Below are 26,451 nucleotides of genomic sequence, written 5' to 3'. Positions count from 1 at the left end.
GGTGGGGAGGGCGCGCTTAAAGTAAGGCGAACCTAAGTGGCTGCGGGCCCGCGGAAGCGGCAGCCCCGGCACACCCCCTGGAGCCTGGAGCACCGATGGCACCGCTTTCCCCGTCCCCACGGTCCGTACGACCCCGCCGCCACCGGGCCACCGCCGCGGTCGCCATCGCCGTGGCCGGCGCGCTCTCCCTCGCGGCCTGCGGCTCCGGTGACGGCGAAGGCTCCGGCAAGTCCGACAACGGCAGCGGCAGCAAGGCCGTCGCCCAGGGCGGCGAGGACTTCACGAAGGCCGCCGAGCAGACCGCGAAGATGGGCACCACGGCGAAGCCGGGCGAGTTCCCGCGCACCATCACGCACGCCCGCGGCAAGACGAAGCTCAAGGCGCAGCCCAAGCGGGTCGTGGTCCTGGACGTCGGCGAGCTCGACAACGTCGTCTCGCTCGGCATCAAGCCCGTCGGCTACGCCCCCACCGAGGGCGACGACGGCGTCCCCGGCTACCTCAAGAAGGACGCGGGCAGCCCCAAGGACGTGGGCACGATCAACGCCCTCAACCTGGAGGCGATCGCGAACCTCAAGCCGGACCTGATCCTCGGCAGCGAGCTGCGCGCCGCCAAGCTCTACCCGCAGCTCTCCAAGATCGCCCCGACGGTCTTCTCCATCCGCCCCGGCTTCACGTGGAAGGAGAACTACCTCCTGAACGCGGCCGCGCTCGACAAGACAGCCAAGGCGAAGACGGAGCTCGCCGCGTACGAGGAGAAGGCGAGGTCCCTGGGCCGGGACCTCGGCGACGACAAGCCGACGATCACGATGCTCCGCTACATGCCGGACCGCGTCCGCCTCTACGCGAAGGCGTCCTTCATCGGCACGATCCTCGCCGACACCGGCCTGCCCCGCCCCAAGAACCAGCAGGTCAACGACCTCGCCACGGAGATCAGTACCGAGAAGATCGACGAGGCCGACGCCGACTGGATCTTCACCGGCGTCTACGGCGACGCGAAGAAGACGGGCCGCTCCGAGGCCGAGAAGAACCCCCTGTGGAAGAAGCTCGACGCGGTCAAGGACGGGCAGGCCAAGAACGTCCCGGACGAGACGTGGTACCTGGGGCTTGGCGTGACGGCGGCGAACGAGGTCCTGGGCGACCTCAGGGGCTTCCTCGTCAAGTAGCGCCCCTTGCGGGGCGCTCTGTAGCAGCCCGTAGCCGTGCGTAACGTACGACATGCCGGGCGCACCGGGAAGGTAGCCTTTCCCCGTGCCCCGTCTGTCTGAAGTCATCGCCGCCCTCGACGTCCTGTGGCCCGCCGAACTGGCCGAGAGCTGGGATGCGGTCGGCACCGTCTGCGGCGACCCCGACGCGGAGATCTCCCGGGTCCTCTTCGCCGTCGACCCCGTACAGGAAATCGTCGACGAAGCGGTGAAGCTGGGCGCGCAGCTCCTGGTCACGCACCACCCGCTCTATCTGCGCGGCACGACGACGGTCGCGGCGTCCACCTTCAAGGGCCGCGTCGTCCACGACCTCATCAAGAACGACGTCGCGCTGCACGTCGCGCACACGAACGCGGACCGCGCCGACCCGGGCGTCTCCGACGCCCTCGCCGGTGCGCTCGACATCCGGATCGTCCGCCCCCTCGTACCGGACCCGGCAGACGCCCACGGCCGCCGCGGCCTCGGCCGGATCTGCGAACTCGAACACCCCCTGAAACTCCGCGAACTCGCCGCCCGCGCGGCCGAGCGTCTTCCCGCCACCGCGCAGGGCATCCGGGTCGCGGGCGACCCCGAGCAGCTGATCCGCACCCTCGCGGTCAGCGGCGGCTCCGGCGACAGCCTCTTCGACGACGTACGCGCGTCGGGCGTGGACGCCTTCCTCACCGCGGACCTGCGTCACCACCCGGTGTCCGAGGCCCGCGCACAGACTCCGCTCGCGCTGCTCGACGCCGCGCACTGGGCCACCGAGTGGCCGTGGTGCGAGCTGGCCGCCGCGCAGCTCGATCAGATCTCCGACCGTCACGGATGGGGACTCCGCGTCCACGTCTCCAAGACGGTCACCGACCCCTGGACCGCCCACGCGGCCTCGAATACCGACACAACAGGAGCCCCCAACTGAACGCCGCGCCCGCCGACCAGATCCGACTCCTCGACGTCCAGGCACTCGACGTACGCCTCCAGCAGCTGGCGCACCGGAAGAAGTCCCTGCCCGAGCACGCCGAGATCGAGTCGCTGAACAAGGACATCGCGCAGCTGCGCGACCTGCACGTCGCATCGACCACCGAGGAGAGCGACTGCGCCCGCGAGCAGATCAAGGCGGAGCAGGACGTCGACCAGGTGCGCCAGCGCGCCAATCGCGACCAGCAGCGCCTGGACTCGGGCGCCGTGACGTCCCCCAAGGACCTGGAGAACCTCCAGCGCGAGATCGTGTCCCTCGCCAAGCGCCAGGGTGACCTGGAGGACGTCGTCCTTGAGGTCATGGAGCGCCGCGAGTCCGCCCAGGAGCGGGTGTCCGAGCTGGCGGAACGTGTCTCCTCGGTCCAGTCGAAGATCGACGACGCGACGGCCCGCCGTGACGCGGCCTTCGAGGAGATCGACGGCGAGGCCGCCACGGTCACCAAGGAGCGCGAGGTCGTGGCGGGTTCGGTCCCCGCCGACCTGCTCAAGCTCTACGACAAGCTCCGCGTCAAGGAGGGCGGTGTCGGCGCGGCCAGGCTCTACCAGCGGCGCTGCGAGGGCTGCCGCATCGAGCTGGACATCACCGGGGTCAACGAGGTGAAGGCGGCGTCCCCCGACACGGTCGTGCGGTGCGAGAACTGCAGCCGCATCCTGGTCCGCACGTCCGAGTCGGGTCTGTAAGGGGCCGTGTCCGTGCGGGAGTTCATCGTCGAGGCGGACGGCGGGTCGCGCGGCAACCCGGGGCCCGCGGGCTACGGCTCGGTCGTCATCGACGCGGCCACCGGGGAGACCCTGCGGGAGGCCGCGGAGTACATCGGCGTCGCGACGAACAACGTCGCCGAGTACAAGGGGCTCGTGGCCGGTCTGAAGGCGGCGCACGAACTCGACCCGGCCGCCTCGGTCCACGTCCGCATGGACTCCAAGCTGGTCGTCGAGCAGATGTCGGGCCGCTGGAAGATCAAGCACCCGGACATGAAGCCGCTCGCCGCCGAGGCGGCGCGGATCTTCCCGCCTGCCCAGGTGACGTACGAGTGGATCCCGCGCGAGAAGAACAAGCACGCGGACCGTCTCGCCAACGAGGCGATGGACGCGGGCAAGCGGGGCGAGCGGTGGGAGCCGGCGGACTCGACGGCGGAACTGGACGCGGGCGCCTCGCGGGCGGGCGCGGACGTGCGCTCGGGCCCGCCGGGTGACGCGGCCGCGGGCGCGGCCAAGTCGCGCGCGGCGCTCGCCGAACGCCGGGAGTCCGACCCGCTGGCCGACGCGGGCGCCGATGTACGCGCCGCGGGGAACGTGGCGGCGCAGGCCCCGCTCGTCGGCTGGGCGGCACCGGCCGACCTGGGCACCCCCGCCACCTTCGTACTGCTGCGGCACGGCGAGACCGCGCTGACGCCCCAGAAGCGGTTCTCCGGCAGCGGCGGGACGGACCCGTCCCTCTCCGACGTGGGCCGTGAGCAGGCCGAGCGCGCGGCGACCGCTTTCGCCGCTCGCGGCACGATCCAGGCGATCGTCTCCTCGCCGCTGAAGCGCTGCCAGGAGACCGCGCAGGCCGTGGCCGCCCGCCTCGGCCTCGACGTACGCATCGACGAGGGGCTGCGCGAGACGGACTTCGGGGCCTGGGAGGGCCTCACCTTCGGCGAGGTGCGTTCGCGCCAGCCCGAGGAGCTGAACGCGTGGCTCGCCTCGCCCGATGCCGCGCCGCCGGGCGGCGAGTCCTTCGCCGCGGTGGCCGACAGGGTGTCGGCGGCGCGGGACCGTCTCGCCGCCGAGTACGCGGGCCGCACGGTCCTCCTGGTCACGCACGTCACGCCGATCAAGACCCTGGTCCGCCTGGCACTGGGCGCGCCCCCGGAGTCCCTGTTCCGCATGGAACTCTCGGCGGCGTCGGTGTCGGCGGTGGCGTACTACGGGGACGGCAACGCATCGGTACGCCTACTGAACGACACGTCGCACTTGCGGTAGAGGCTCGACCTCAGGCCGGTGGTGGCTGGCCGCGCAGTTCCCCGCGCCCCTTCGGGCGCTGGGGCCCCGTAAGGGGCGCGGGGAACTGCGCGCTCAGCCACGACGCACCGGCAGGTAAGAACGCAGGGGGGCAGCCCCGTAAGGGGCGCGGGGAACGGCGCGAGCAACCACGACGCACCCGCAGAGAAGTACGAGTCAGGCCCAGGGGCCCGTCAACGCCGCCGCCTCGCGGGCCAAAGCCTCAATGCGGGGCCAGTCCTTCGCCGCCACCGCGTCAGCAGGAAGCATCCAACTGCCGCCCACGCAACCGACGTTCTTCAGAGCGAGGTACGACGGCGCCGACGCGAGGCCGATGCCGCCCGTCGGGCAGAAGCGGGCCTGCGGCAGCGGTCCCCCGAGCGACTTGAGGTAGGCGGTGCCGCCGGCGGCCTCCGCCGGGAAGAACTTCATCTCGTGCACCCCGCGCTCCAGGAGCGCCACGACCTCGGACGTCGTCGAGACCCCCGGCAGGAACGGCACCCCGGACGCCTTCATCGCGGCCAGCAGCGTGTCGGTCCACCCCGGGCTGACCAGGAAGCGGGCCCCGGCGTCCACGGAGTCCGCTACGCCCTGGGGCGAGATGACAGTGCCGGCCCCGACCACCGCGTCCGGCACCTGGTCCGCGATGGCCCGGATCGCGTCGAGCGCGGCGGGTGTCCGCAGCGTCACCTCGATCGCGGGCAGCCCGCCCGCGACCAGCGCACGCGCCAGCGGCACGGCGTCGGCGAGGTCCTCCACGACGACTACGGGTACGACGGGGGCGAGATCGAGCACGGAGGCGGAGTCGGAGGTGGGGGCCGCGGCGGAGGGGGGAGTCATGGGAGCATCCTGCCCCGGCGTACGCAGCATGCGCAAAGGGTGTTGCGCATGCTGCAACCGCAGGTGGGGCGGGATCAGTGGATCTCCCGCACCACCACATCCAACGCCCACGCCTTGCCCGCCTTCACGGGCGCCTGCGCCTCCACCACATGCCCGAGGTCCCGCAGCGCCTCGACCAGCTCGGCGGGCTTCTTCGGCTGGGCGCCGGTCTCGAGCAGAGACCGTACGATCCGCCCCTTCGTCGCCTTGTTGAAGTGCGAGACGACGGACCGCTTCTCGACCCCGTCGACCATCTGCGCGTGCAGCACCCGCACCGTCGCCGTCCTGTCCGCGACCTCGCCCTTCGGCTTCCACGCGGCCGTGTACGCGGAGGACCGCAGGTCGAGCACGAGCCCGTCACCCGCGGCCTCGGGCATGGCCGAGGCCATCGGGGCGCGCCAGTAGGCGCCGAGTGCGCCGAGGCCCGGCAGCTTCACGCCCATCGAGCAGCGGTAGGAGGGGATGCGGTCGGTGACGCCGACGGCGCCCCACAGTCCGGAGAAGACCAGGAGCGAGCGGGCCGCGCGGCGCTTGGCGGCGGCGTCCAGCGTGGCGAGGCCAAGGGCGTCGTACAGAACGCCCGTGTAGATCTCGCCCGCGGGGCGCGCGCCCGCCGTCCGGAGCTCGGCGTTCTTCGCGACCTCGCCGCGCAGGCCCTCGCTCAGACCGAGTACGTCACGGGCCTTCTCCTCGTCCGCCACGCAGAGGTCGACCAGCTCGTCGAGCACAGCCTGCCGCGCGTTCGCGAGCGCCGGCAGGGAGAGCGACTCCGGCTTCAGGGGGGTGCCACGGCCGGAGGGCGCCTTGCCTTCGGAGGGCGGCAGCAGGACGAGCATGGGTCTCCTTCGGAGGGTTACGGGAGGGGGTGCGGCCCCGCGCCAGGGTAATCGCCTCCGGGGGCGGGGGTCGGTACGTCTGCTTCCGCCGTGCCGCCCCGCCCCCGGCGGCCTACGCTCGTCCCATGCCCCGTCGCCATCTCCGCGTGACCGGCGCAGCCGAAGCTCCGTTGCGGGGCGTGCTGCGTGAGCTGCGTACGAAGTTGGAGGTTCCTGAGGGCTTCCCCCGGGACGTCCTCGCCGATGCGGAGCGGGCCGTCGCCGCCCCCCGGCTGCCCGCGTACGACGCGACCGGCATTCCCCTCTTCACCATCGATCCGCCCGCCTCCGTCGACCTCGACCAGGCGATGCACCTGTCCCGGCGTGACGGCGGCGGATTCCGGGTGCGGTACGCCATCGCCGACGTCGCCGCGTACGTCACGCCGGGCGCGCCGCTCGACACCGAAGCTCATCGGCGCGTCACCACCCTCTACTTCCCGGACGAGAAGGTGCCGCTGCACCCCACCTCGCTGAGCGAGGGCGCGGCCAGTCTGCTGCCGGGCCAGGACTGCCCGGCGGTGCTCTGGACGATCGACCTCGACGGGGAGGGACGGACCGTTTCCACCGACGTGCGCCGTGCCCTCGTACGCAGCCGCGCGAAGCTCGACTACGACGGCGTGCAGCAGGCCATCGACGCCGGCACCGCCGAGGAGGCCCTCGCGCTGCTCGCCGACATCGGGCGGCTGCGTGAGCAGCTGGAGGTCGAGCGGGGAGGCATCTCCCTCAACGTGCCCGAGCAGGAGATCGTCCAGCGGAACGGCGCGTACGAACTCGACTTCCGCGCCCCGCTGCCCGCGGACGGGTGGAACGCCCAGATCTCCCTCCTCACCGGCATGGCCGCCGCCGAGCTCATGATCCAGTCGGGGGCGGGGATCCTGCGGACCCTCCCCACGGCCCCCGACGGCGCCGTCGGCCGGCTCCGCCGCACCGCGAAAGCCCTGCGGGTCGACTGGCCGCACCACGTCCCGTACGCCGAGCTCGTCCGCTCCCTCGACCCCCGCCGGCCCCACCACGCGGCGTTCCTCCAGGAGTGCACCACGCTGCTTCGCGGCGCCGGATACACCGCGTTCAGCGGCGGCGACGTCCCTGACCTCACCACGCACGCCGCCGTCGCCGCCCCCTACGCCCACTGCACCGCCCCGCTCCGCCGCCTCGTCGACCGCTACGCCTCCGAGCTCTGCCTCGCGGCGGTCGCCGGGGCCGAGCCGCCTCAGTGGGTGCTCGCCGCGCTGCCCGAGCTGCCCAAGGAGATGGCGGACGGGACGCGGCGCGGCAACACCGTGGAGCGCGAGTGCGTGGACCTCGTCGAGGCCGCGCTGCTCAAGGACCGGGTCGGCGAGGTCTTCGACGGGGTGGTGGTGGACGTCCAGGAGCGTGAACCGGCCGTCGGCACCGTCCAGTTGACCGACCCCGCGATCGTCGCCCGCATCGAGGGCGGCGGCACGGGCGGTCTTCCGCTGGGGGAGCGGCTGCGGGTGAGGCTCACGCAGGCAGACCCTGGTGCGGCGAAGGTGCGGTTCGCGCCTGCGTGAGGGCGCTCAGCAGCCGCTCCGGCTCGTCCGCGTGCAGCCGTACGGTCGTCACCGGGCGCTGCCCGCCGAGGAAGCCGACCGCCGTGACGGGCTCCGTCAGCTCCAGCGTGAGGGAGGTCTGCGCGCCGACGGGCAGGTCGAGCACACCCTCGGCGGCCTCGTGCGTGAAGCGCCGCTCGCCGCGTACGGCGGCGATCCGCTCCAGCGGTATCAGCAGGTCCCGGTGGGCGCCTTGGCGCACGCGGAACGCGTCGGCGGACAGCACGTGCGGCCGGGTCACGGAAGCCGCGTGAATGCCGAGCATCAGGATGACGCCGTAGACGTCGATGAACAGGGTGATCGCGTGGAGCGTGGGCCAGTTGCGCAGCAGCACGGCCACCCCGATGGTCTCCACGACGCTGACGAAGACGAAGCCGTAGAGCATCGCGGCCTGATCGCGGGCGTGTCCGAACGCGAGATCCCCCTCCCGCACGCCGTGCCGCCGCCGTGCCACCCACAGCACCAGGCTGGAGAACGCCCGCACCTCATGCCCGACGATCCGCCACACCGGCACCGGCACGACTTCCCTGACCGCCGCGCGCCCGCCCCGCCGGTACACGAGCGCGAACCCCACGCCCCCGACGGCGAGCAGCGCCGCGGCGGCGGTCTCCGCGCCGAGGAGTACGCCGGCGGGGAGCGAGGCCCCCGCCGACAGGCAGACGACAAGGACGAGTTCGAGGGGTACGACGATCCAGGCGACGCACCGGAGCAGTGCGGCCGGACGGAAGCCCCGCGCGGGCCCCTTCACCGCGCGCCCCGCTCGATGAGCAGCCGCATGGCGCGGCGCACGGCCTCCGCCTGGGCGGGGGCGAAGTCGGAGAAGAACGCTTCGAGGAACCGGTCGTCGCCGCTGCCGATCCCGTCGGCCACAGCCCGTACGCCCTCGGTGCCCAGCTCCTCCAGGAGGGAGTCGGGCAGCGCTCCGGCGAGCGCCCCGGCGGCCTCGTCCACGGCCGCCTCCGTACGCGGATCGGCGAGGTCGGCGTCCGCGAGCGCGTCGAGCAGGGCGTACACCTCGTGCGCGCGCTCCACCGCCCCCGGAGTGGTCAGGGCCGGGCGCATCGCGGCAAGGAGCCTGTCCCGGTCCTCCGGGGTCGCTGTCGTGTCGATCAGGGCGAGCAGCTCCCGGTCCTTCGCGGCCATCGCGGACTCCGGCCCCTCGCGGTCCGCGGTGGAGCGGGCCATCTCGGCGAAGAACGCGCCCAGTTCGGGCGAGACGGGCCCCTCGGCGGACAGCTGCCCGCGCTCCGCGTCCCCCAGCAGGACCCGCAGCCGCTCCCGCCGTTCGCGGATCGCGTCCTCCTGGCGTGCGAGGTCCGCGTCCAGCTCGGCGAGCACCTCGGCGAGCTCGCGCCCCGCGTCGTCCGCGAGGACGTCCCGCACCTCGGCGAGGCCGAGCCCCAGCTCGGTGAGCCGCCGGATCCGCGCGAGCACGACGGCGTGCCGCAGCCCGTACTCCCGGTAGCCGTTGGCCCGCCGCTCGGGCTCGGGCAGCAGCCCGAGGTGGTGATAGTGCCTGATGGCCCGAGTGGTGACACCGACGATCCCGGCGAGCTCGCCGATCCGCATCCCGTTCATGAGGCCGTACGCATCCCGTTCATGAGGCCAGTAGAAACGTTGACGCTGCGGCAAGGTCAAGCGACGACGGGCGGGGACCCGCCGGGCGGGCGAAGCCTGACGGCCACCCGTGATCCTGTGCCACGATCGAGGGAACAACTCCCGATCTCTGGACGGCGGATCAAGCGATGTCCCAGTCTGGCGAGCGACCGAGGAAGGGGCGTGACATGGCCGCCATGGCACACGAGTCGCTCACCCAGGCAGAGGTCCTCCTGGAGGGCTTCCTGGCCCTGGACACCCCGGAGGGTTTCCGGGCGGAACTGATCGAGGGGGAGATCGTCGTGACGCCGCCGCCGGACGGGGACCACGAGGACTGCCTCAGCCTGATCCTGAGCCAGGTGATCAGGCGTTCCAGGACCGACATGCAGTTCTCGGGGAACAAGGGCCTGAAGCTGAAGGGCGGGGGCAGCTGCCCGGAGAACCACGCCATCCCGGACTGTACGTTCGCTCCCAGGGAGCTGCAGCTCTTCCGAGGAGCCGATCCCTGGATGCCCTGCGAGGGTGTCGCTCTGGTCGTCGAGGTCACCTCCACCAAGCCGCAGAGGGACCGCGAGGCCAAGCGGCGCTGCTACGCACGCGGCGGTATCCCCCTCTACCTGCTCATCGACCGTGAGGGCTCCTCGATGACGCTGTTCCGCGACCCGGAAGGCGACGACTACCGCGAGCACTGCACGCTCCCCTTCGGCAAGGCGGTGGCTCTCCCCGAACCGTTCGGCTTCGAGCTGGAGACCGCGGAGTTCGACTGACCACGGAAGGTTCCCGGGCGTCCCCGGCGTTGCACCCCTGAGAGGCGACGACGGGGGAGCGGCATGAGCGCGGGAACGATGCACGGCAGCGGTGGCGGTGGCGGTGGCGGGGAGCACGCCGTGTGGACCCGCGCCTCCCTCGGCCCGGGGGGCGGCCCGCCCCTGGACCTCCTCACTGCCCGCTTCGACCGCCACCGCTACGCCCCGCACTACCACGAGGAGTTCACCGTGGGCGTCTGCGTCGGCGGCTCCGAGGTCATCGACTACCGGGGCGGACGGCTCGACGTGGGACCGGGGAGCATCGTCGTGCTCGCCCCGGGCGAGGTGCACACCGGCGGCCCGGGGCGCCAGGGCGGATACGCGTACCGGGCGATGTACCCGGCGCCGCACCTCCTGGCCGACGGCACCCTGACCGCACCGAACTTCCGTGACCCGGTCCTGAACGACCCCGAGCTGGCCGCAGCCCTGCGCAGGGCGCACACCGAACTCAGCGGCGGCCCCGGCCCGTTGGACTCGTTGAACCCCTTGAACCCCTTGGACCCGTTGGAGACAGAGTCGCGTCTGCCCTGGCTGCTCACCGCCCTCGCCCGCAGACACGGCGGCGCCCGGCTCCTGTGCGACACGGTGCCCGGCGCCGACCGCATCGCCCGCGCCGTACGCGACCGGCTGGCCGACGAACTCCTCGCCCCGCCGTCCCTCGCCGAACTGGCGGCGCCCCTCGGCCTCTCCCGCTACCAACTCCTGCGCGCCTTCCGTACGTCGACGGGGATGCCGCCGTACGCCTGGCTCGCCCAGCACCGCGTGACCCGGGCGCGCGGACTCCTCGACGCGGGGCTGCGGCCCGCGGAGGCGGCTTCCCTGGTGGGCTTCGCCGATCAGGCGCACCTGACCCGGTGGTTCCGCCGCGTCCTAGGGGTGACCCCGGCCGCGTACCGCAACAGCGTTCAAGACGGCGGGCGCTGAACGGCCGGAAACTGCCCGCATGACTGCACGCGGCTGGTTCCTCTTCTCCCTGATGGGCGTCCTCTGGGGCATCCCGTACCTGATGATCAAAGTGGCGGTCGAAGACCTCTCACCCTCGATGGTGGTCTTCACCCGCTGCGCGCTCGGCGCCGCGCTGCTGCTGCCGTTCGCCCTGCGGCAAGGGGGCCTCACCCGCGTCCTGCGCACCCACTGGAAGCCGATGCTGGCCTTCGCCTGCATCGAGATCCTGGGCCCCTGGTGGACCCTGACGGATGCGGAGCGCCGCCTCTCCAGCTCCACGGCGGGCCTGCTGATCGCGGCCGTACCGATCATCGGCGCCGTCCTGGCCCGCTTCTTCGGCGACGCGGAGCGGCTCGGCGCGCGCCGCCTGGCGGGTCTCGGCCTCGGTCTCGGCGGAGTCGCGGTCCTGACCATCCCGCACCTCACCGGCGGGGACGCCTGGTCCCTCACGGAGGTCCTGCTCACGGCGCTCGGCTACGCGATCGCGCCCCTGATCGTGGCCCGCCACCTCAAGGCGGTCCCCACGCTCCAACTGATCGCACCCTGCCTGACCCTGGCGGCCGTGGTGTACGCCGTACCGGCGGCGCTGACCTGGCCCACCGCCGTCCCGGACGCCCCGACGCTGGCCTCCCTCGCGGGCCTCGGCGTCATCTGCACGGCCCTGGCCTTCGTGGTCTTCCTGGAACTCATCCGCGAGGCGGGCCCGACGCGAGCGGTGGTCTTCACCTACGTGAACCCGGCGGTGGCGGTGGCGGCAGGCGTCGCTTTCCTCTCCGAACCCCTGACGGCGGGCATCGCGGCGGCCTTCACGCTCATCCTGGCGGGCTCGTTCCTGGCGACGTCGTCCTCCGCTCCGGGCCGGAGGTCGGGCACACGCCGGGTAGCATGGTCGACACGGCAGACGAGCCGGGCGGACGGCCGCGTGAAGCTCCCCTCACCAGGGGCTCTTCCCGAGGAACGTCCGGGCTCCACAGGGCAAGGTGGTGGCTAACGGCCACCCGGGGTGACCCGCGGGACAGTGCCACAGAAAACAGACCGCCGGAGGCTTCGGTCTCCGGTAAGGGTGAAACGGTGGTGTAAGAGACCACCAGCGCCTGAGGTGACTCAGGCGGCTAGGTAAACCCCACCTGGAGCAAGGTCAAGAGGGGCCCTGGAGACAGGACCCTGCGCGGACGATCGAGGGCTGCCCGCCCGAGTCCGCGGGTAGACCGCACGAGGCCCGCAGCAATGCGGACCCTAGATGGATGGCCGTCTCCCCGGCCGCCGCGAGGCGACCGGGCGACAGAACCCGGCGTACAGCCCGACTCGTCTGCCGCTTCCCTTCCCTCCCCCTTCGGGGCTTCTCGCGCCTGGCCGCAAATTTTGCGGTTAAACGTTTCCAGAAGTGCGTATTTTGCGATCGATGCGCCTGGTGTCCGTTACATCACCTATGGGGTTCTTTGATGTGAGATCCGTAACTTCGTAGATGTCGCCGCGAGCGATCCCACCGGGACCGAGCGGACGACGCGCATCTCGACACACATCCTGGAATCGACCCGAGAGGGCCCCATCATGCGTACCGCCCGCACCCTGCGCACCACCGCCATCGCCGTCGTCGCCACCGCAGGCATCAGCCTCGGAGCCGCCTCCGGGGCGATGGCCGCCACCGGGCCGCAGGCGCCGGCCGGCGTGAGTGTCAGTGCCGAGTCCGTCGCGTTCTCCAAGGCCAAGAAGCCGAAGAAGGCCAAGACGGTCAAGCTGCGCGACGGCTCCACCGCCAAGGTGTACAAGCTCGGCAAGAACAAGGCCAAGGCCGTCGTCCTCGGCCCCAAGGGCGGCACCCTCATCGCCAACGGCAAGAACGCCTACGCCAACCACAACGGTCTGCACATCAAGCTCACCCCGGGCGGCTCGCTCACCTCCTGGATGGACAAGGCCAAGCCGAAGCCCAACCCGAAGCCGACCCCGAACAAGCGGGTCCTCATCGCATCGCCGACCCTCGCCGACGGTTCCACCGCGAAGATCTACAAGCTGTCCGCCAGCCACTACCAGGCCGACTTCTTCGGCGCCGGCGCCAAGCTCGGCTCCCTCGACGCGAACGGGCGCGCCGCCTACGGGCAGAACAACGGCCTGCACGTCGCCCTCCAGCCCGACGGCCAGCTCAAGTCCTGGCTCGACGACGCCGGACAGGGCGCACCGGACCCGCAGCCCCAGCCGGACGACGACGTGCGGCCCGACCCCGAGCCCACCCCGGACACCGACGACATCAAGCCGGACCCGCAGCCCCGGCCCGACGAGGACACCGGCACCGACACGGTGAAGCCCGACGAGCAGAAGCCCAAGCCCAAGCCGGATGTCGACCCGGTCAAGCCCGGTAGTGATGCCGTCCCGGCCCCCGTCCCCGCTCCCCTCCCGGCCGCCTGACCCAGGGCCGAGCACGCCGAGGAAAAGATCATGCCCACCCGCGTCCGCCTGAGGGCCCTCGCGATCGTGGTCGCAGCGCTTGCCGCCGTCGCTCTGCCGACGGCGGCGGCGTTCGCCGACACGGCCGAACTCCCTCCCCGGCCCCCCGACGCCCCGCACCTCACCCCGCGCGAGTCGATCCAGCCCGCCGCCCACATCGTCGGCGAGATCGCCCTGAAGGGCGTCGAGCGCACGTCGGGGCAGTCGGGGCAGTCGTTTCAGAACACCGATAGGCCCGTCAGTGTCGTGAAGCGGTCGAGCGCCACCACCCCCGACACCGAGTTGCCCCGTTCGTCCAGACCCGGGCTCCAGACGCAGAGCGTGCAGTGGCCGGGTACGACGGCGATGATGCCGCCGCCCACGCCGCTCTTGCCGGGCAGCCCCACGCGGTAGGCGAAGTCGCCCGCCGCGTCGTACGTCCCGCAGGTCAGCATGATCGCGTTGACCTGCTTGGCCTGGCTGCGGCTGAGCAGGCGGGTGCCGTCGGCTCGGATGCCGTGGCGGGCGAGGAAGCCGGTGGCCAGGGCGAGGTCGGCGCACGAGGCTTCTACGGAGCACTGGCGGAAGTACTGGTTCAGGAGTACCGGCACCGGGTTGCCGATGTTTCCGTACGACGCCATGAAGTGCCCGAGCGCGGCGTTGCGGTCCCCGTGCGCGGACTCGGAGGCGGCGACGGCTTCGTTGATGGCGAGCCGGTCGTTGCCGCTCTCCGCGCGCAGGAAGCCGAGGAGTGCCCCCGCCGCGTCTCCCGTCTGGGTCTGGAGGCGGTCGGTGACGACGAGCGCGCCCGCGTTGATGAAGGGATTGCGCGGGATGCCGTTCTCGTACTCCAGCTGCACGAGCGAGTTGAAGGGGTTGCCGGACGGCTCGCGGCCCACGTGGTCCCACAGGGCGTCGCCCTCGCGTGCCAGGTCGAGCGCGAGGGTGAACACCTTGGTGATGGACTGCGCGGAGAACGGCTGCCGCCAGTCGCCCACTCCGTAGACCGTGCCGTCCGGCTCCGCGACGGCCATGCCGAACCTGCGCGGGTCGCACGCGGCGAGCGCCGGAATGTAGTCGGCGGGCCTGCCGCGCTCCGGCGTCTCCTCGATCTCGGCCGCGATGCGGTCGAGGACCGGCTGATAGGTCTGCGGCGAGGTCGGTTGGGTCGGCGGGGTCGGTTGGGTCGGCGGGGTCATGATCGCCATTTTGCACCCGGGTGTCCGTGAGCGCGGGCGGCCACGGCCGGAATTGGCCGTAGCATGTCAACAATCATGGGGGTGGCTCTTGTCGTCTCCAGGGGGTCATGCCTCAATGCGGTACAGGGCGCTGACTGGCCGTCAGGTCGCGCGATCTGGTTGTCGGTTCGCCCGACTCCCCCCCCCGCAATCCCCCCACTCGAAGGCAGGACCCCCATGAGGCATGGCATTCGCTCAATAGGCAGGCAGCAGCGCAGACTTGGCGCCGGGTCGGCGATGGGCGTCGGACTGGTCGCCGTGGGCGCCATGGTGATGGCACCCGCCGCCACCGCGGTCACCCCGGACACCGCGACCATCTCGTTCGACTGCGGGTCGTACGGCTCGGGCACGGCGACACTCAAGGCCACTCAGGACGGCACCGCCGCGACGATCAGCGTCTCCACGTCGGCGATCACCGCCCCCATCGACATCGCCGCCAACTCCGTCGACTCGACGCTCACGCTCACCAAGAACGGATCGGGCACCACCACCTTCACCGGCAGCTCCAACCCGGCCATTCCGGCCGGCGGCGAGGTGTCCACCGGACCGCTCGACGGGACCGTCGCCATCGGCGACAGCCTGGAGGGCAAGTCGCTGCAGGTCGTGGTCCTCGGGATCAGCGTGACCTGCAACGCCACATCGGCGCAGGCACCCGGGCCGTTCGTCTTCTGACGGGCGGGCAGGCCCCGGGCGGCGGGCAGGCCCCGGGCCGGACCTTCGGGGGCGGTGGCGCTCAGTCCCGGGCGGCGCCGCCCCTCTCGTCCGTCCCCACCGCAAGCGGGCGCCAGTACTGGTCCTTGCCCTCGTCCCGTACGACGTACCCCAGACCCTGCATCGTCTCGGCGAGGTCCCGGACGTCATCCGCTGCCTTGTTCTTCAGGGCGGCCTTCCGCGCCACGAGGACCGCGTGCGCCTCGGCGGGCAGACCGGGAGCCCCGGGGATCCAGCGGTGGAACAGGGCCGCGTGCGGGTCGGCCTCCTGCCACGGGTAGCCGTGCGAGCGAAGTGCCCTGGCCAGGGCCCGAGCCGCCGTCTTGTGGACGCCGCGGGTGAACTCGCGTGACGACTCGTCCAGGACCACCAGTTCCTTGCCGTCCAGGAACACCGCCGAGACGCGGGCGCGTTCGATGCTCCGCTTCCGTTCGTGCAGGTCGGCCACCAACTCCTGGTCGGTCAGCGTCACCTTGAGGGTCTCGTCGTAGTCCGTGCCCGCGATGAGCAGCCCGACGACCAGGCCGAGGCCCACCGCGATCGCCGTATGCCACGGCCTGTCCAGTGAGCCGACGAGCGCGATGCCGTCCCGCCAGGGCAGCACCGGCAGATCACCCAGCCACCGGGCAAGGGGCGGCAGGGCGATGCCGAGCAGGAGACCGAGGATCGGCATGCCGATGAGTACGGTCAGCAGGTCACCGCGCGGGTAACCGAGGACCGTTGTCCTGTCCTTGCGGAGCGGGACGGGGCCGAGGCTCTCTTCGCTGGTCATGGCCTCGACGCTAGGCGAGCGGGTACCCGCGGGGGAGCGGCCGAAAGTCGATGGGCGGCAGACTTCGGTCGGTATCGCGGGCGCCGCGGGCCGGCCGCCGGGCCCGTATAAATGCGTTGCCGTCGCCCGTGTCCCCCTCCTACTGTGCCGATCATGCTGCCCCCTGTGGACACCGACGAACAATGGGACGTCGTCGTCCCCGACGAGGCCGTCATGCGGCCCGGAGTCGAGGACCTCTGCGGCAGGCTGGGCCTCGCGGGGGCGCCGCTCCACCGGTTCACGGAGGGGTCGCAGCCCGTCTACGCAGTCGGGGACGATCTCGTGCTCAAGCTCTTCCCCGGCGCCGCGGCCGACGACGCCCTGGCCGAGGCGCGGGTGTTGAGCCATCTTCAGGGTCGGCTGCCCGTCCCCACACCGCGGGTGCGGGCGTCCGGGTCGTACGAGAACGGCTGGCGGTACGTACTGATGTCCCGGCTGCCCGGCGAAGACCTCGCCTCCGCCTGGCCGCGCATTCCGCGTGCCGACCGGGAGCGCCTGGTCACCGAGGCCGGTGAGGCGCTCGCCGCGCTGCATGCCCTGGATCCCGGGCCGCTCGCCGATGTGCTCGGGCCCGGTGACTGGGGAGCCTTCCTCGGCAGGCAGCGCGCCGGGGTCGTCGCGCGGCAGCGGAAATGCGGGCTGCCGGAGAGCTGGTTGGAGCAGATCCCCGACTTCCTGGACGCGGTGCCGCTGCCGCTGCGGGCCGACGCGCCGCCTGTCCTCCTGCACACCGAGTTCATGCGCCAGCATCTGCTGGTCGGCTCTGTCGGTCCCGGAGGCTCTGTCGGTCCCGGAGGCTCTGTCGGTCCCGGCGGTTCCGGCGGTTCCGGCGGCTCCGGCGGCGGGGCGGGGCGGCTCGGGCTCACCGGGCTCTTCGACTTCGAGCCCGCCATGATCGGGGACAGGGCGTACGACTTCGTGGGCGTCGGCCTCTTCGTCACGCGCGCGGAGCCGGGCCTCCTCGGCCGCTTCATGCGGGCCTACGGCCGCACCTTCGAGCCGCGCGAACTCCTCGCCCACACCCTGCTCCACGTCTACAGCAACCTGCCCTGGTATCTGCGGGAGCTGCCGGCCCCGCCGGAGCCGACGCTCGACGCGCTGGCCCAGGCGTGGTTCGACACCGGGTACGACCGCCCTCAGGCCACCGGCATCAAGGTCAGATAGGCCAGACCGAGCACCTGGCGGTAGCCCCGCAGCCAGGTGTCGCGCTGGCGGTCCGTCTTCTCGCGGGTCTCGGCGGCCAGCGGATGGCCGGGGTGCGTGGCAAGCCATTCCTCCACGTCGGTGCGGTAGCCGGACTCGAACTCCTCCCACTCCTCCGCGCTCGCCGTCTCCACCCACACGGGGCGGAAGCCCGCGGCGATCGCCGCGTCCACGAGGTCGCCCAGGAAGAGGTGTTCGCCGGTGTGGGCGCCCGGCCACATCGCGGCGAGCTCGTCGGAGGTGGGGGTGCGCTGCCAGAAACCCTCGCCGAGCACGACGCGGCCGCCGGGATTCACCAGGCGGCGCAGTTCGCGCAGGGCCGCTTCGGTGTGGCCGGGCGGTTCGGCGGAGCTGAGCGCCTGACTCGCGCCCAGGCACAGGACGAGGTCGGCGGGGCCGCGGGCGGTGTCCGTCGCCGACTCCTCGACGAAGGAGACGCGCTCGGCCAGACCGCGCTCCTTGGCGGCGGCGCGGCCCCTGGCCAGGTCCTCGGCCGACAGATCGACGCCCACGCCGGTTGCGTCCGGGGCGGCTTCGAGGACGCGGAGCAGCAACTCGCCCCAGCCGCAGCCGAGATCGAGGACGGAGCCGGTGCCCGGCGCGACGCGCTCGACGAGGCGGGTGGCCCGCGCCTCGGAGAGCGGGCCGTGGAAGGTGAGGCGGGTGAGGCGGGGCGGCAGGCTCTGCACGGTGGTCTCGGTCATGAGCGAGGACGTTATCCGGTCAACTCTCCTCCCTACCAGCCACTTTCGCCGCGATGCGCCGTGCGACCTCGTCCGGCGGAGTGTCCGTCGTATCGATCACCTCGCCCGCCCGCCGCAGCCATGGCAGTGCCTCCTGGTAGGGGACGACGTGGTCGAGGCGCCAGGGGATGATCGCCGGGATGTCGGCCTCGATGCGCCGGGTCAGCGTCCCGGGATCGGCGTGCAGCACGAAATGGCGTACGGGAACGCCGAGTTGGCCGAGGCCCTCGCGCAGCTCCGTCCAGTACTCCTCCACGAGCACCGTCTGCGGGATGACCAACGTTCCGCCCGTGTACGCGAGCAGCTGGCGCGCCGTCTCGACGACGAGGGCTCGCCACGGCGGCCAGTGCTGGAAGTCGGCCTCCTCCTGGAGGGGGCCGAGGACGTGATGCAGCATGTAGCCGACCTCTTCGGCGTCGAAGAGCCGGGCGGCCGGGAGCAGACCGACCAGTTCCTCGGACGTGGTGGTCTTGCCCGCGCCGTAACTTCCGTTGATCCAGACAATCACGGGGATCAGGCAACCACGTACGCCGTCAAGCGGCCGTCAGGCGCCGTCGTCCTCCGACTCCGACGCGCTCTCCTGCGCCCGTACGTTCTTTGTCCGCGAGCCCACCGAGACGAGCACCCCGAGCGCCGTGCCCGCCAGCGCCGCGGGCACCATCCAGTTGCGGTTGAAGGAGTGGCCGAGCGCGTCGTCGACGGAGTAGGCGCCGGGGCCCGCGACGGCCAGGGTGGCGGCGACCATGCCGAGGAACGCCGGGTACTCGTAGCCGCCTCCCTGGCTGAAGAAGCCGTTGGGGGCGTGCACCGCGGTCGCCCCGGCCATGGCGCCGGCCGCCGCGGAACCGGCGGCGGGGGTCGCGAGGCCGAGCGCGAGCAGCGTGCCGCCGCCCGCCTCGGCGAGCCCGGCGACGACGGCGTTCGCCTTGCCGGGCGCGAAGCCGATGGACTCCATGAAGGCGCCGGTGCCCTCGATGCCGTGGCCGCCGAACCAGCCGAAGAGCTTCTGGGTGCCGTGGGCGACGAGGACGCCGCCGGTGGTGACACGGAGCAGCAGAAGGCCCAGGTCATGTCGGTCGAAGCAGGAACTGGTCATGGCGCTGTCTCCTGGAGTGGGGGCCGGTGGGGGGCGGTGAGGGTCGGCGGGGCCTGTGGGTGTCACCCCCACCGTCCGTCAGAGGCTCGCCGCGCACCCCGCTCAATCGGCCGTACGAGTGACCGCGCCCGGTGGCGGGACGCGGCTGCCGGTGTGACCGTGGGCGCATGAGCATTCAGGTAAATCGGCTCGCCGACCCGACGGTCCGGGCCTTCGTCATCGCCGTGAACTCCAACGACCGGGCCGCCTTCCAGGCCGTCCTGACGCCCGACGCGACCATGTCCGACGACGGTTCCGACCGGAACGTCGCCGAATGGGCGGACCGCGAGATCTTCTCCTCGAACGGCCACATGGACGTGGAGAACGAGTCGGACGGCGGGCGCGCGCTGATCGTCAATTACCGCAACGACACGTGGGGGGAGATGCGGACGAAGTGGCGGTTCACCGTCGAGGACGGGAAGGTCTCCCGGTTCGAGACGGGCCAGGCCTGACGGGCCAGGGTTTACGGGTCAGGCCTGACGGGCCAGGGTTTACGGGTCAGGCCTGACGGGCCAGGGTTTACGGGTCAGGCCTGACGGGCCAGGCATCACAGCCCTGCCCCCGGATCCGTCGCAGGGCAGCGGAACCTACCCCTCGATCCGCACCGCCGCCCCACTCACCCGCACCCTCTCGTCCCCTTCCTGCAGGCTCACCGTGAGCAGCCCGGGGCGCCCCATGTCCGCGCCCTGGTGAAGGGTGAGCTCCGACTCCGCGGGGACCAGGGCCAGTTCGCGTGCGTACGCGCCGAACGCGGCGGCCGCCGCGCCCGTCGCGGGGTCCTCCACGACGCCGCCCACCGGGAACGGGTCGCGCACGTGGAAGGTCAAGTCCGACTCCCGCCACACCAGTTGGACCGTGGTCAGATCCAGGCGGCGCATCAGGGTCGCGAGGCGTTCGAAGTCGTACGACAGGTCGGCGAGGCGTTCGCGGGTCGCGGCGGCCAGGATCAGGTGGCGGGCGCCCGCGTAGGCGATGCGGGGCGGCAGGGATGGGTCCAGGTCGTCCGCGGGCCAGTCGAGCGCGGCCAGGGCCTCGGTCAGGTCGGCCGCCGCGACCTCGTCGACGTGCGGCTCGACGCTGGTGAGCGTGGCCCGCAGGGTGCCGTCCACGTCGGTCACGGTCACCGGCACCGTGCCCGCCCGCGTGGAGAAGACGAAGTCGCCCGCGCCCTCGCCCCGTTCGGCCAGCGCGACCGCCGCCGCCACCGTCGCGTGCCCGCAGAAGGGCACCTCGGCCCGCGGGCTGAAGTAGCGCACGTCGAAGGCGCGGCCAGGGGAGCCGGAGCCGGAGGCGGAGTCCGGGGCGCCGGGGACCAGGAACGCCGATTCGCTGTAGCCCACCTCCGCCGCGATCCCCAGCATCGCCGCATCGTCGAGACCGGCGGCGTCGAGCACGATCCCGGCGGGGTTGCCGCCCGCCGGGTCGGTCGCGAAGGCGGTGTAGCGCAGCACGTCGGGAGAGGCGGCGTCCGCTGAGTTCGTCGTCATGTCGCAGGGCAACCGTTCCGCGGCCCCGGCCATTCCCGCGGCCCCCCGGCGCGGGTCCCCGCCGGCCGCCACGGAGCGGCTGCCCTGCCCCCTCCCCTTCACGGTGGCGTGTGGGCCGTCAGTGGCAGTTCTTGTAGCCGGGGTTGCTGTTCGTCCAGGAGCAGGAGTCCTTGAGCGAGCCGCTCGGCTTGATGAGGCGGGCCTTGTCGCTGGTGTTGTTCCAGACGTACGAGCCGCGGCCCCAGTAGCGGACGCCGGAGGCGTTGGTGCCCTTGCCGGTGCGGACCTTGACGGTCTTGCCGGCGCCGATCTTGTAGCTGCCGAAGGTGTACGTGTAGCCGGTGTTGTCCTTCAGCTTGTAGCCCTTGAGCTGGATCGCCGAGCCGGAGTTGTTGTGGATGTTCACCCACTCCGCGTTCAGCGATGAGTTGGAACGGCTGTCCCGGCCCGGGCTGTCGAACTGGATGTACCCGAGGTGCAGCCCGCCCTGGTGAGCGGCCGCGGCCGCGGTAGCGGGGGACGCGGCGAGCAGCGGTGCCGCGAGTGCGGCGGCGGCGAGGACGGCCGGGGCCGCGGAACGTATGCGCAAGGTGTGCTCCGAGTGTGCTCTGAATGTGGAGTTCTCGTGGAGGGCACGCTGAGCATACGGGGTGTGATGCGCGTAATTGACGCAGTGTCTTCCATTCCGCTTGTGAAGATATAGGCCGACCGTGAGGGCGGGGTCACGGTCGGCCACGAGTGGGTGTCTGTGGCTAACCCCGCCCGATGAAGGGCATGTTCGTCGCGAGCACCGTCGCGAACTGCACGTTCGCCTCCAGCGGCAGCTCCGCCATATGGCGCACCGTCCGCGCCACGTCCGACACGTCCATCACCGGCTCGGGTGCCAGTTCCCCGTTGGCCTGGAGGATTCCGGTCTGCATCCGCTCCGTCATGTCCGTCGCCGCGTTGCCGATGTCGATCTGGCCGCAGGCGATCCGGTAGGGGCGGCCGTCCAGGGAGAGGGACTTCGTCAGGCCGGTCAGCGCGTGCTTCGTCGCCGTGTACGCGATGGAGAGCGGGCGCGGGACGTGCGCGGAGATGGAGCCGTTGTTGATGATGCGGCCGCCCTGCGGGTCCTGCTCCTTCATCTGCCGGAAGGCAGCCTGCGCGCACAGGAACGCGCCGTTGAGGTTCGTGTCGACGACGTGCCGCCACGCGTCGTACTCCAGTTCGTCGACCGGCACACCGCCGGGGCCGAACGTACCGGCGTTGTTGAAGAGGAGGTCGAGCCGGCCGAAGCGGTCGCGCACGGCCGAGAAGAGCGCGGCCACGTCCTCGGGCCGCGAGACGTCGGTGCGCACGCACAGGGCGTCGGTCTCGGCCGGGGCGTTCACCTCGGTGGATTCCTCGGCGTGCGGGACGGGCCGCACCGCGGCGCCCTCCGACACCCCCGCCGCGATCGCCGCCGTCTCCTCCAGCGTCTCCTTCCGGCGCCCCGCGAGCGCCACGGACCATCCGGCCCGCAGCAGTTCCACCGCCACGGACCTGCCGATTCCGGAGCCCGCGCCGGTCACCACGGCGGTCCTAGCTTGCCCGGTTGGATGCCCAGTTAGCTCTGCGTTCATGGCCCCGCAGCGTACGGGAGTGGCGTCCATATGGTCATCATCAGCCCGCCATGCGGGTGTTGTGTACGCGACAGTCGCGCGTCGTCCCCCACCACTTGCATGCCCGTGACACCAAATCGTCAGGGGAGGGCCACATGACACCCGCAGGCCAGCAGGACACAGCCGAAATCCGAGCCGCCGCGAGCCGCTTGGGCCGCCGTCGTTTCCTCAGCGTCACCGGCGCCGCCGCCGCGCTCGCCTTCGCCACCAACCTGCCGGCGGCGGGCGCGGCGAGCGCCGCCGAGCTGGACGCACGGAAGATCGCCGACGATCCCTTCACGCTCGGCGTGGCATCCGGCGACCCGCAGCCCGGCTCCATCCTGCTCTGGACCCGCCTCGCCCCGGCCCCGTACGAACCGGGCAACGGTCTGCCGAACATGCGGGTCGTCGTCCAGTGGGAGGTCGCCCACGACGCCGCGTTCCGGCGCGTCGCCAGAAGCGGCGTGGCCATCGCCCACCCCGAGTTCAACCACACCGTGCACGTCGAGGTGGACTTCCTTGAGGCAGGGCGTGCCTACTACTTCCGCTTCAAGACCGGGACATGGATCAGCGAGACGGGCCGCACCCGCACCGCCCCCGCGGCGGGCAGCAAGGTGAGCTCCCTGACGCTGGCCGCGGTGTCCTGCCAGGCCTACCACGACGGTTACTACAACGCGTACAAACACCTGGCCAAGGACGACGTCGACGTCGTCTTCCACCTCGGCGACTACCTCTACGAGTACGCGGTGAACTCGGCCGGCGGCGCCCGCAACTACACCGACCGCACGCTGCCCGCCCTCTACAACCGTGAGACGCAGACGCTGGAGGACTACCGCCTGCGGTACGCCCTCTACAAGACCGACCCGGATCTGCGCGCCGCGCACGCCGCGCACCCCTTCGTCGTCACCTGGGACGACCACGAGACCGAGAACAACTACGCGGACGACCTCGACGAGAACGGCAACCCGCCCGCCGAGTTCCTGGTGCGCCGCGCCGCCGCCTACCGCGCGTACTGGGAGAACCTGCCGCTGCGCAGCCCCCAGCAGCCCGTGGGTCCGGACCTGCAGCTCTACCGCCGCTTGCAGTGGGGCAACCTCGCGCAGTTCGACATCCTGGACACCCGGCAGTACCGCTCCAACCAGGCCTACGGCGACGGCCAGGACATCCCGGGACCTGAGTCCACGGACCCCAAGCGCACCATCACCGGGGCCACCCAGGAGCGCTGGCTCATCGACGGCTGGCGGAGCTCGTCGGCGGTGTGGAACGTCATGCCGCAGCAGGTCAACTTCTCCCAGCGCAAGCTGGACCTCAACGCGGTGGCGAAGGTCAGCATGGACGCCTGGGACGGCTATCCGGCCTCCCGCGACCGTGTCCTCGCGGGCGCGGCGTCGGCCGGGATCGAGAACCTGATGGTGCTCACGGGCGACGTGCACGTCGGGTACGCCTACGACATCAAGGCCGACTTCGACAACCAGGCGTCCAAGACGGTCGGCACGGAGATCGTCGCCACGTCCATCGCGAGCGGTAGGGACGGCGCCGACAAGCCCGTGAACTGGGACACCTACACCAAGGCCAACCCGCACATGAAGTTCTACAACGGGCGGCGCGGGTACGTGACCGTCGCACTTGGGCAGGAATCCGCGCGCGCCGACTTCAAGACGGTGTCGGCGGTGACGACGCCGGGGGCGCCGATCACGACGGCTGCGTCCTTCGTGACGGAGGCGGGGAACCCGGGGCTGAAGCCCGCGTGACCCCGGTGGGCCGGGGTGCGCTCACTCGCCCGGGTAGCGCACCCCGATCCGCTCCCGCACCGCGTCCAGGGTCCGCATCACCGCGAGGGTGCCGTCCAGGGGGACGAGGGGGGACTCGGTGTCGCCCGCGCGCAGGCGGTGCATGACCTCGGCGGCCTCGTGCTTGAGGCTGTCGCGGGGGCCGTACTCGGGGGAGGCGGCGAACTCCTCGGGGTCGCGGCCTTCGCGGTGCAGCACGAAGCGGTCCGGGAAGAAGAACCCGTTCGAGACGTCTATGCGGCCCCGCGAACCGGTGACCGAGGCGGTGACGGGGGTGCCCGCGTTGATGGAGCAGTGCAACACAGCGTGAGCACCGCTCTCGTACGAGAGCAGCATTCCCGTCTGGAGATCAACGCCCTCATCCGAGAGCGTTGCTCTCGCGCTCACCCCCGAAGGCTCCCCGAGCAGCAACTGCGCGAACGACACCGGGTACACGCCGAGATCGAGCAGCGAGCCGCCGCCCTGCGCCGGGTCACGGAGCCGGTGCGCCGGAGGGAAGGGCCCGGCGAGGCCGAAGTCCGCCTGCACGGTCCGCACCTCACCGATCGCCCCGTCGTCGACCAGCGCCTTCATCCGCCTGATCAGCGGATGGCAGTACATCCACATGGCCTCCATCAGGAAGAGGCCCCGCCGCCGGGCGAGCGTCACCAGCTCCCGCGCCTCGCGCGCGTTCAGCGTGAACGCCTTCTCGCACAGCACCGCGCGCCCCGCGTCCAGGCACAGCCCCGCCGCCGCCCGGTGCGAGGCGTGCGGCGTCGCCACGTACACGACGTCTATATCCTCGTCCTCGGCGAGCGCGCCCCACTCCCCGTACGCGCGCGGTATCCCGAACCGCTCCGCGAACGCCTTCGCCGACGCGTCGGTTCGCGAGGCCACGGCGACCACTTCCGCGTCCGGCATGTCGAGGAGGTTCGCCGTGAACGACGCGGCGATCCCGCCCGTCGCGAGGATGCCCCAGCGCACGGGTTCACGGTTGTCTTCCACCACTGGGGCCCCTGTTCGTACAGCCGGAGTACCGCGGAGTCCCGCGGACTACCGGGGAAATGGTCTCAACCAGCACAGCTGAGCTGAGAGCATAGGTAATCGCACGCCTAATCGGGAGGGAATCCGCATGCCGGAGCACGGCAGCCGCACCACGAGTGGGCCCGAAGGCCCCCTCGTACGGCAGTCCCGGACGGTGGAGAAGGCACCGGCCCCCGCGGCCCCCGCTTCCGCGGCCCCCGCCCTCACCGCCCAGCGCCGCACCGGCCTCCTCGTCACCCTCGTGCTCGGCGGCCTCACCGCGGTGCCGCCGCTCTCCATGGACATGTACCTCCCGGCGCTCCCGGAGGTCACCCGCTCGCTGCACACGTCCGCCGCGACCGCGCAGCTGACCCTCACCGCCTGCCTCACCGGCATGGCGCTCGGGCAGCTCGTCGTCGGGCCGATGAGCGACAAGTGGGGGCGGCGCAGGCCGCTGCTCATCGGGCTCTTCATCTACATCCTCGCCACCGCGATCTGCGCGTTCGCGCCCACCGCCGAACTCCTCATCGCCTTCCGCCTGTTGCAGGGCCTCGCGGGCGCCGCGGGCATCGTCATCGCCCGCGCCGTCGTCCGTGACCTCTACGACGGCGTGGAGATGGCCCGCTTCTTCTCCACCCTCATGCTGATCTCCGGGGTCGCCCCGGTCATCGCGCCCCTCATCGGCGGCCAGGTCCTGCGCTTCACCGACTGGCGCGGCATCTTCGCCGTCCTCACGGTCGTCGGCATCGCCCTGACGGCGGTGGTCTGGCGGCGCCTGCCCGAGACGCTCGCCCCCGAGAACCGGCACAGCGGCGGCACCGCCGAGGCGCTGCGCACCATGAGGTCGCTCCTCGCCGACCGCGTCTTCACCGGGTACATGCTCGCGGGCGGCTTCGCGTTCGCCGCGCTGTTCGCGTACGTCTCCGCGTCGCCGTTCGTCGTCCAGGAGATCTACGGGGCGTCCCCGCAGACCTTCAGCCTGCTCTTCGGCGTGAACTCCATCGGCCTGATCACCGTCGGCCAGATCAACGGCAAGATCCTCGTCGGCCGGGTCAGCCTCGACAAGGTGCTCGCCTTCGGCCTGAGCGTCATCGTCCTCGCCGCGGGCGCGCTGCTCCTCATGACGTCGGGCGTCTTCGGTGACGTCGGTCTGTTCCCCGTCGCGGCCGGGCTCTTCGTCCTGATGTCGGCGATGGGCCTCGGTACGCCCAACACCAACGCCCTCGCCCTGATGCGCACCCCGCACGCCGCGGGCTCAGCGTCGGCGCTGCTCGGCACGTCCTCGTTCCTCGTCGGCGCGATCGCATCCCCGCTCGTGGGCATCGCGGGCGAGGCCACGGCCGTGCCGATGGCCCTCGTCCAGCTCGTCTGCGGTCTTGCGGCCATCGGCTGCTTCTTGGGACTGTGCCGCCCCTGGCAGCACTCGGCCAGGCCGAATCGGGAGGGGAAGGACCACTGACCGCGCCACGCCTCCTGC

26 protein-coding genes, 1 other RNA gene and 1 pseudogene are annotated in these 26,451 nt (G+C 71.8%); 15 read left to right on the top strand and 13 right to left on the bottom strand.

From position 1 onward, the window contains the following. Positions 1-95 precede the first annotated feature (95 nt). The 4 genes from E5671_RS16685 (at position 96) to E5671_RS16670 (ending at position 4,121) form a co-directional block, all read left to right on the top strand. Positions 96-1,163 carry an ABC transporter substrate-binding protein gene (locus E5671_RS16685; protein ID WP_160504770.1) on the top strand — a complete coding sequence of 356 codons (1,068 nt, stop codon included), beginning with the start codon at positions 96-98 and terminating at the stop codon, positions 1,161-1,163. Between the two features lie 85 nt (positions 1,164-1,248). Beyond that, the gene (locus E5671_RS16680; protein WP_160504769.1) at positions 1,249-2,100 is read left to right on the top strand and encodes a Nif3-like dinuclear metal center hexameric protein; all 852 of its coding nucleotides are present in this window, start codon (positions 1,249-1,251) and stop codon (positions 2,098-2,100) included. Beyond that, complete coding sequence (locus E5671_RS16675) at positions 2,097-2,840, top strand: zinc ribbon domain-containing protein (protein WP_202121992.1); 744 nt, start codon at positions 2,097-2,099, stop codon at positions 2,838-2,840. The genes E5671_RS16680 and E5671_RS16675 overlap by 4 nt, the downstream gene beginning before the upstream one ends. A gap of 12 nt (positions 2,841-2,852) precedes the next feature. Continuing rightward, positions 2,853-4,121: a bifunctional RNase H/acid phosphatase gene (locus tag E5671_RS16670; RefSeq protein WP_160504767.1), complete on the top strand. Its 1,269-nt coding sequence runs from the start codon at positions 2,853-2,855 to the stop codon at positions 4,119-4,121. 195 nt (positions 4,122-4,316) lie between these two features. On the opposite strand, the gene eda is transcribed toward E5671_RS16670, so the two are convergent. Together eda and yaaA are read right to left on the bottom strand one after the other, a co-directional pair. Then, on the bottom strand, positions 4,317-4,979 hold the full coding sequence (gene eda, locus E5671_RS16665) for a bifunctional 4-hydroxy-2-oxoglutarate aldolase/2-dehydro-3-deoxy-phosphogluconate aldolase (protein WP_160504766.1): 663 nt from the start codon (positions 4,977-4,979) through the stop codon (positions 4,317-4,319). Between the two features lie 74 nt (positions 4,980-5,053). Next, complete coding sequence (gene yaaA / locus E5671_RS16660) at positions 5,054-5,854, bottom strand: peroxide stress protein YaaA (protein WP_160504765.1); 801 nt, start codon at positions 5,852-5,854, stop codon at positions 5,054-5,056. A gap of 125 nt (positions 5,855-5,979) precedes the next feature. On the opposite strand from yaaA, the gene E5671_RS16655 reads away from it, so the two are divergent. Continuing rightward, on the top strand, positions 5,980-7,425 hold the full coding sequence (locus E5671_RS16655; RefSeq protein WP_160504764.1) for an RNB domain-containing ribonuclease: 1,446 nt from the start codon (positions 5,980-5,982) through the stop codon (positions 7,423-7,425). Here E5671_RS16655 and E5671_RS16650 read toward each other — a convergent pair. Continuing rightward, positions 7,376-8,212 carry a hypothetical protein gene (locus E5671_RS16650; RefSeq protein WP_336605769.1) on the bottom strand — a complete coding sequence of 279 codons (837 nt, stop codon included), beginning with the start codon at positions 8,210-8,212 and terminating at the stop codon, positions 7,376-7,378. The genes E5671_RS16655 and E5671_RS16650 overlap by 50 nt on opposite strands. Beyond that, positions 8,209-9,033, bottom strand: coding sequence for a MerR family transcriptional regulator (locus tag E5671_RS16645; RefSeq protein WP_160510227.1), 825 nt, complete (start codon positions 9,031-9,033; stop codon positions 8,209-8,211). Before E5671_RS16645 ends, E5671_RS16650 begins: the two co-directional genes overlap by 4 nt. A gap of 224 nt (positions 9,034-9,257) precedes the next feature. Between E5671_RS16645 and E5671_RS16640 the strand changes: the two genes are divergently transcribed. From E5671_RS16640 to E5671_RS16620, 5 genes and pseudogenes are all read left to right on the top strand, one after another. Then, the gene (locus tag E5671_RS16640) at positions 9,258-9,827 is read left to right on the top strand and encodes a Uma2 family endonuclease (RefSeq protein ID WP_160510226.1); all 570 of its coding nucleotides are present in this window, start codon (positions 9,258-9,260) and stop codon (positions 9,825-9,827) included. Between the two features lie 63 nt (positions 9,828-9,890). Further along, positions 9,891-10,790 (top strand): helix-turn-helix transcriptional regulator, encoded by a 900-nt coding sequence (locus E5671_RS16635; RefSeq protein WP_237330176.1) that lies wholly within the window; start codon positions 9,891-9,893, stop codon positions 10,788-10,790. 19 nt (positions 10,791-10,809) lie between these two features. After that, a pseudogene (locus tag E5671_RS47770) lies at positions 10,810-11,589 on the top strand (DMT family transporter); the annotation flags it as partial. 124 nt (positions 11,590-11,713) lie between these two features. Beyond that, positions 11,714-12,123, top strand: an RNA gene (gene rnpB / locus E5671_RS16625) — RNase P RNA component class A. Between the two features lie 239 nt (positions 12,124-12,362). Next, positions 12,363-13,214 (top strand): hypothetical protein, encoded by an 852-nt coding sequence (locus tag E5671_RS16620; protein ID WP_160504763.1) that lies wholly within the window; start codon positions 12,363-12,365, stop codon positions 13,212-13,214. A 257-nt stretch (positions 13,215-13,471) separates the two neighbouring features. Here E5671_RS16620 and E5671_RS16615 read toward each other — a convergent pair whose 3' ends face one another. Next, a complete protein-coding gene (locus E5671_RS16615; protein WP_160504762.1) occupies positions 13,472-14,431 on the bottom strand; it encodes a glutaminase in 960 nt (319 codons plus the stop codon). A 216-nt stretch (positions 14,432-14,647) separates the two neighbouring features. Here E5671_RS16615 and E5671_RS16610 point away from each other — a divergent pair, with 216 nt between their 5' ends. Continuing rightward, positions 14,648-15,142: a hypothetical protein gene (locus E5671_RS16610; protein ID WP_160504761.1), complete on the top strand. Its 495-nt coding sequence runs from the start codon at positions 14,648-14,650 to the stop codon at positions 15,140-15,142. Positions 15,143-15,203: 61 nt separating this feature from the next. Here E5671_RS16610 and E5671_RS16605 read toward each other — a convergent pair whose 3' ends face one another. Further along, positions 15,204-15,953, bottom strand: coding sequence for a YqeB family protein (locus E5671_RS16605; protein ID WP_160504760.1), 750 nt, complete (start codon positions 15,951-15,953; stop codon positions 15,204-15,206). A gap of 153 nt (positions 15,954-16,106) precedes the next feature. On the opposite strand from E5671_RS16605, the gene E5671_RS16600 reads away from it, so the two are divergent. Then, positions 16,107-17,156 carry an aminoglycoside phosphotransferase family protein gene (locus tag E5671_RS16600; protein WP_160504759.1) on the top strand — a complete coding sequence of 350 codons (1,050 nt, stop codon included), beginning with the start codon at positions 16,107-16,109 and terminating at the stop codon, positions 17,154-17,156. Here the strand turns inward: E5671_RS16600 and E5671_RS16595 are convergent. From E5671_RS16595 to E5671_RS16585, 3 genes are read right to left on the bottom strand one after another with little or no spacing between them, the layout of a single operon-like run. Next, entirely contained in the window at positions 17,129-17,899 is a 771-nt protein-coding gene (locus E5671_RS16595) for an SAM-dependent methyltransferase (RefSeq protein ID WP_160504758.1), read from the bottom strand. The two genes, E5671_RS16600 and E5671_RS16595, sit on opposite strands and share 28 nt — an antisense overlap. A gap of 19 nt (positions 17,900-17,918) precedes the next feature. Beyond that, positions 17,919-18,446, bottom strand: coding sequence for an AAA family ATPase (locus E5671_RS16590; RefSeq protein ID WP_160504757.1), 528 nt, complete (start codon positions 18,444-18,446; stop codon positions 17,919-17,921). A gap of 36 nt (positions 18,447-18,482) precedes the next feature. Next, a complete protein-coding gene (locus E5671_RS16585) occupies positions 18,483-19,034 on the bottom strand; it encodes a DoxX family protein (protein ID WP_160504756.1) in 552 nt (183 codons plus the stop codon). 167 nt (positions 19,035-19,201) lie between these two features. Between E5671_RS16585 and E5671_RS16580 the strand changes: the two genes are divergently transcribed. Further along, positions 19,202-19,525, top strand: coding sequence for a nuclear transport factor 2 family protein (locus E5671_RS16580; RefSeq protein WP_160504755.1), 324 nt, complete (start codon positions 19,202-19,204; stop codon positions 19,523-19,525). Positions 19,526-19,660: 135 nt separating this feature from the next. Here the strand turns inward: E5671_RS16580 and E5671_RS16575 are convergent, their stop codons facing one another. The 3 genes from E5671_RS16575 to E5671_RS16565 all read right to left on the bottom strand — a co-directional run bounded on the left by E5671_RS16575 (position 19,661) and on the right by E5671_RS16565 (position 22,164). Beyond that, the gene (locus E5671_RS16575; protein WP_160504754.1) at positions 19,661-20,560 is read right to left on the bottom strand and encodes a PhzF family phenazine biosynthesis protein; all 900 of its coding nucleotides are present in this window, start codon (positions 20,558-20,560) and stop codon (positions 19,661-19,663) included. Positions 20,561-20,678: 118 nt separating this feature from the next. Next, positions 20,679-21,149, bottom strand: coding sequence for a lamin tail domain-containing protein (locus E5671_RS16570; protein WP_160504753.1), 471 nt, complete (start codon positions 21,147-21,149; stop codon positions 20,679-20,681). A 163-nt stretch (positions 21,150-21,312) separates the two neighbouring features. Continuing rightward, positions 21,313-22,164 (bottom strand): SDR family oxidoreductase, encoded by an 852-nt coding sequence (locus E5671_RS16565; RefSeq protein ID WP_160504752.1) that lies wholly within the window; start codon positions 22,162-22,164, stop codon positions 21,313-21,315. Between the two features lie 134 nt (positions 22,165-22,298). Between E5671_RS16565 and E5671_RS16560 the strand changes: the two genes are divergently transcribed. After that, positions 22,299-23,933, top strand: a complete 1,635-nt coding sequence (locus tag E5671_RS16560; RefSeq protein WP_160504751.1) for an alkaline phosphatase D family protein — start codon at positions 22,299-22,301, stop codon at positions 23,931-23,933. 21 nt (positions 23,934-23,954) lie between these two features. On the opposite strand, the gene E5671_RS16555 is transcribed toward E5671_RS16560, so the two are convergent. Further along, positions 23,955-24,956: a Gfo/Idh/MocA family protein gene (locus E5671_RS16555; RefSeq protein ID WP_336605768.1), complete on the bottom strand. Its 1,002-nt coding sequence runs from the start codon at positions 24,954-24,956 to the stop codon at positions 23,955-23,957. A gap of 127 nt (positions 24,957-25,083) precedes the next feature. On the opposite strand from E5671_RS16555, the gene E5671_RS16550 reads away from it, so the two are divergent. After that, complete coding sequence (locus E5671_RS16550; protein ID WP_160504750.1) at positions 25,084-26,433, top strand: Bcr/CflA family multidrug efflux MFS transporter; 1,350 nt, start codon at positions 25,084-25,086, stop codon at positions 26,431-26,433. The last annotated feature ends 18 nt before the right edge of the window (positions 26,434-26,451 follow it).

The organism is Streptomyces sp. BA2 (assembly GCF_009769735.1).
In the GTDB taxonomy this organism is placed as follows: Bacteria; Actinomycetota; Actinomycetes; order Streptomycetales; family Streptomycetaceae; genus Streptomyces.
Note: the sequence above shows the minus strand (reverse complement) of the source record. Positions and strands in the feature narration are given on the sequence as shown.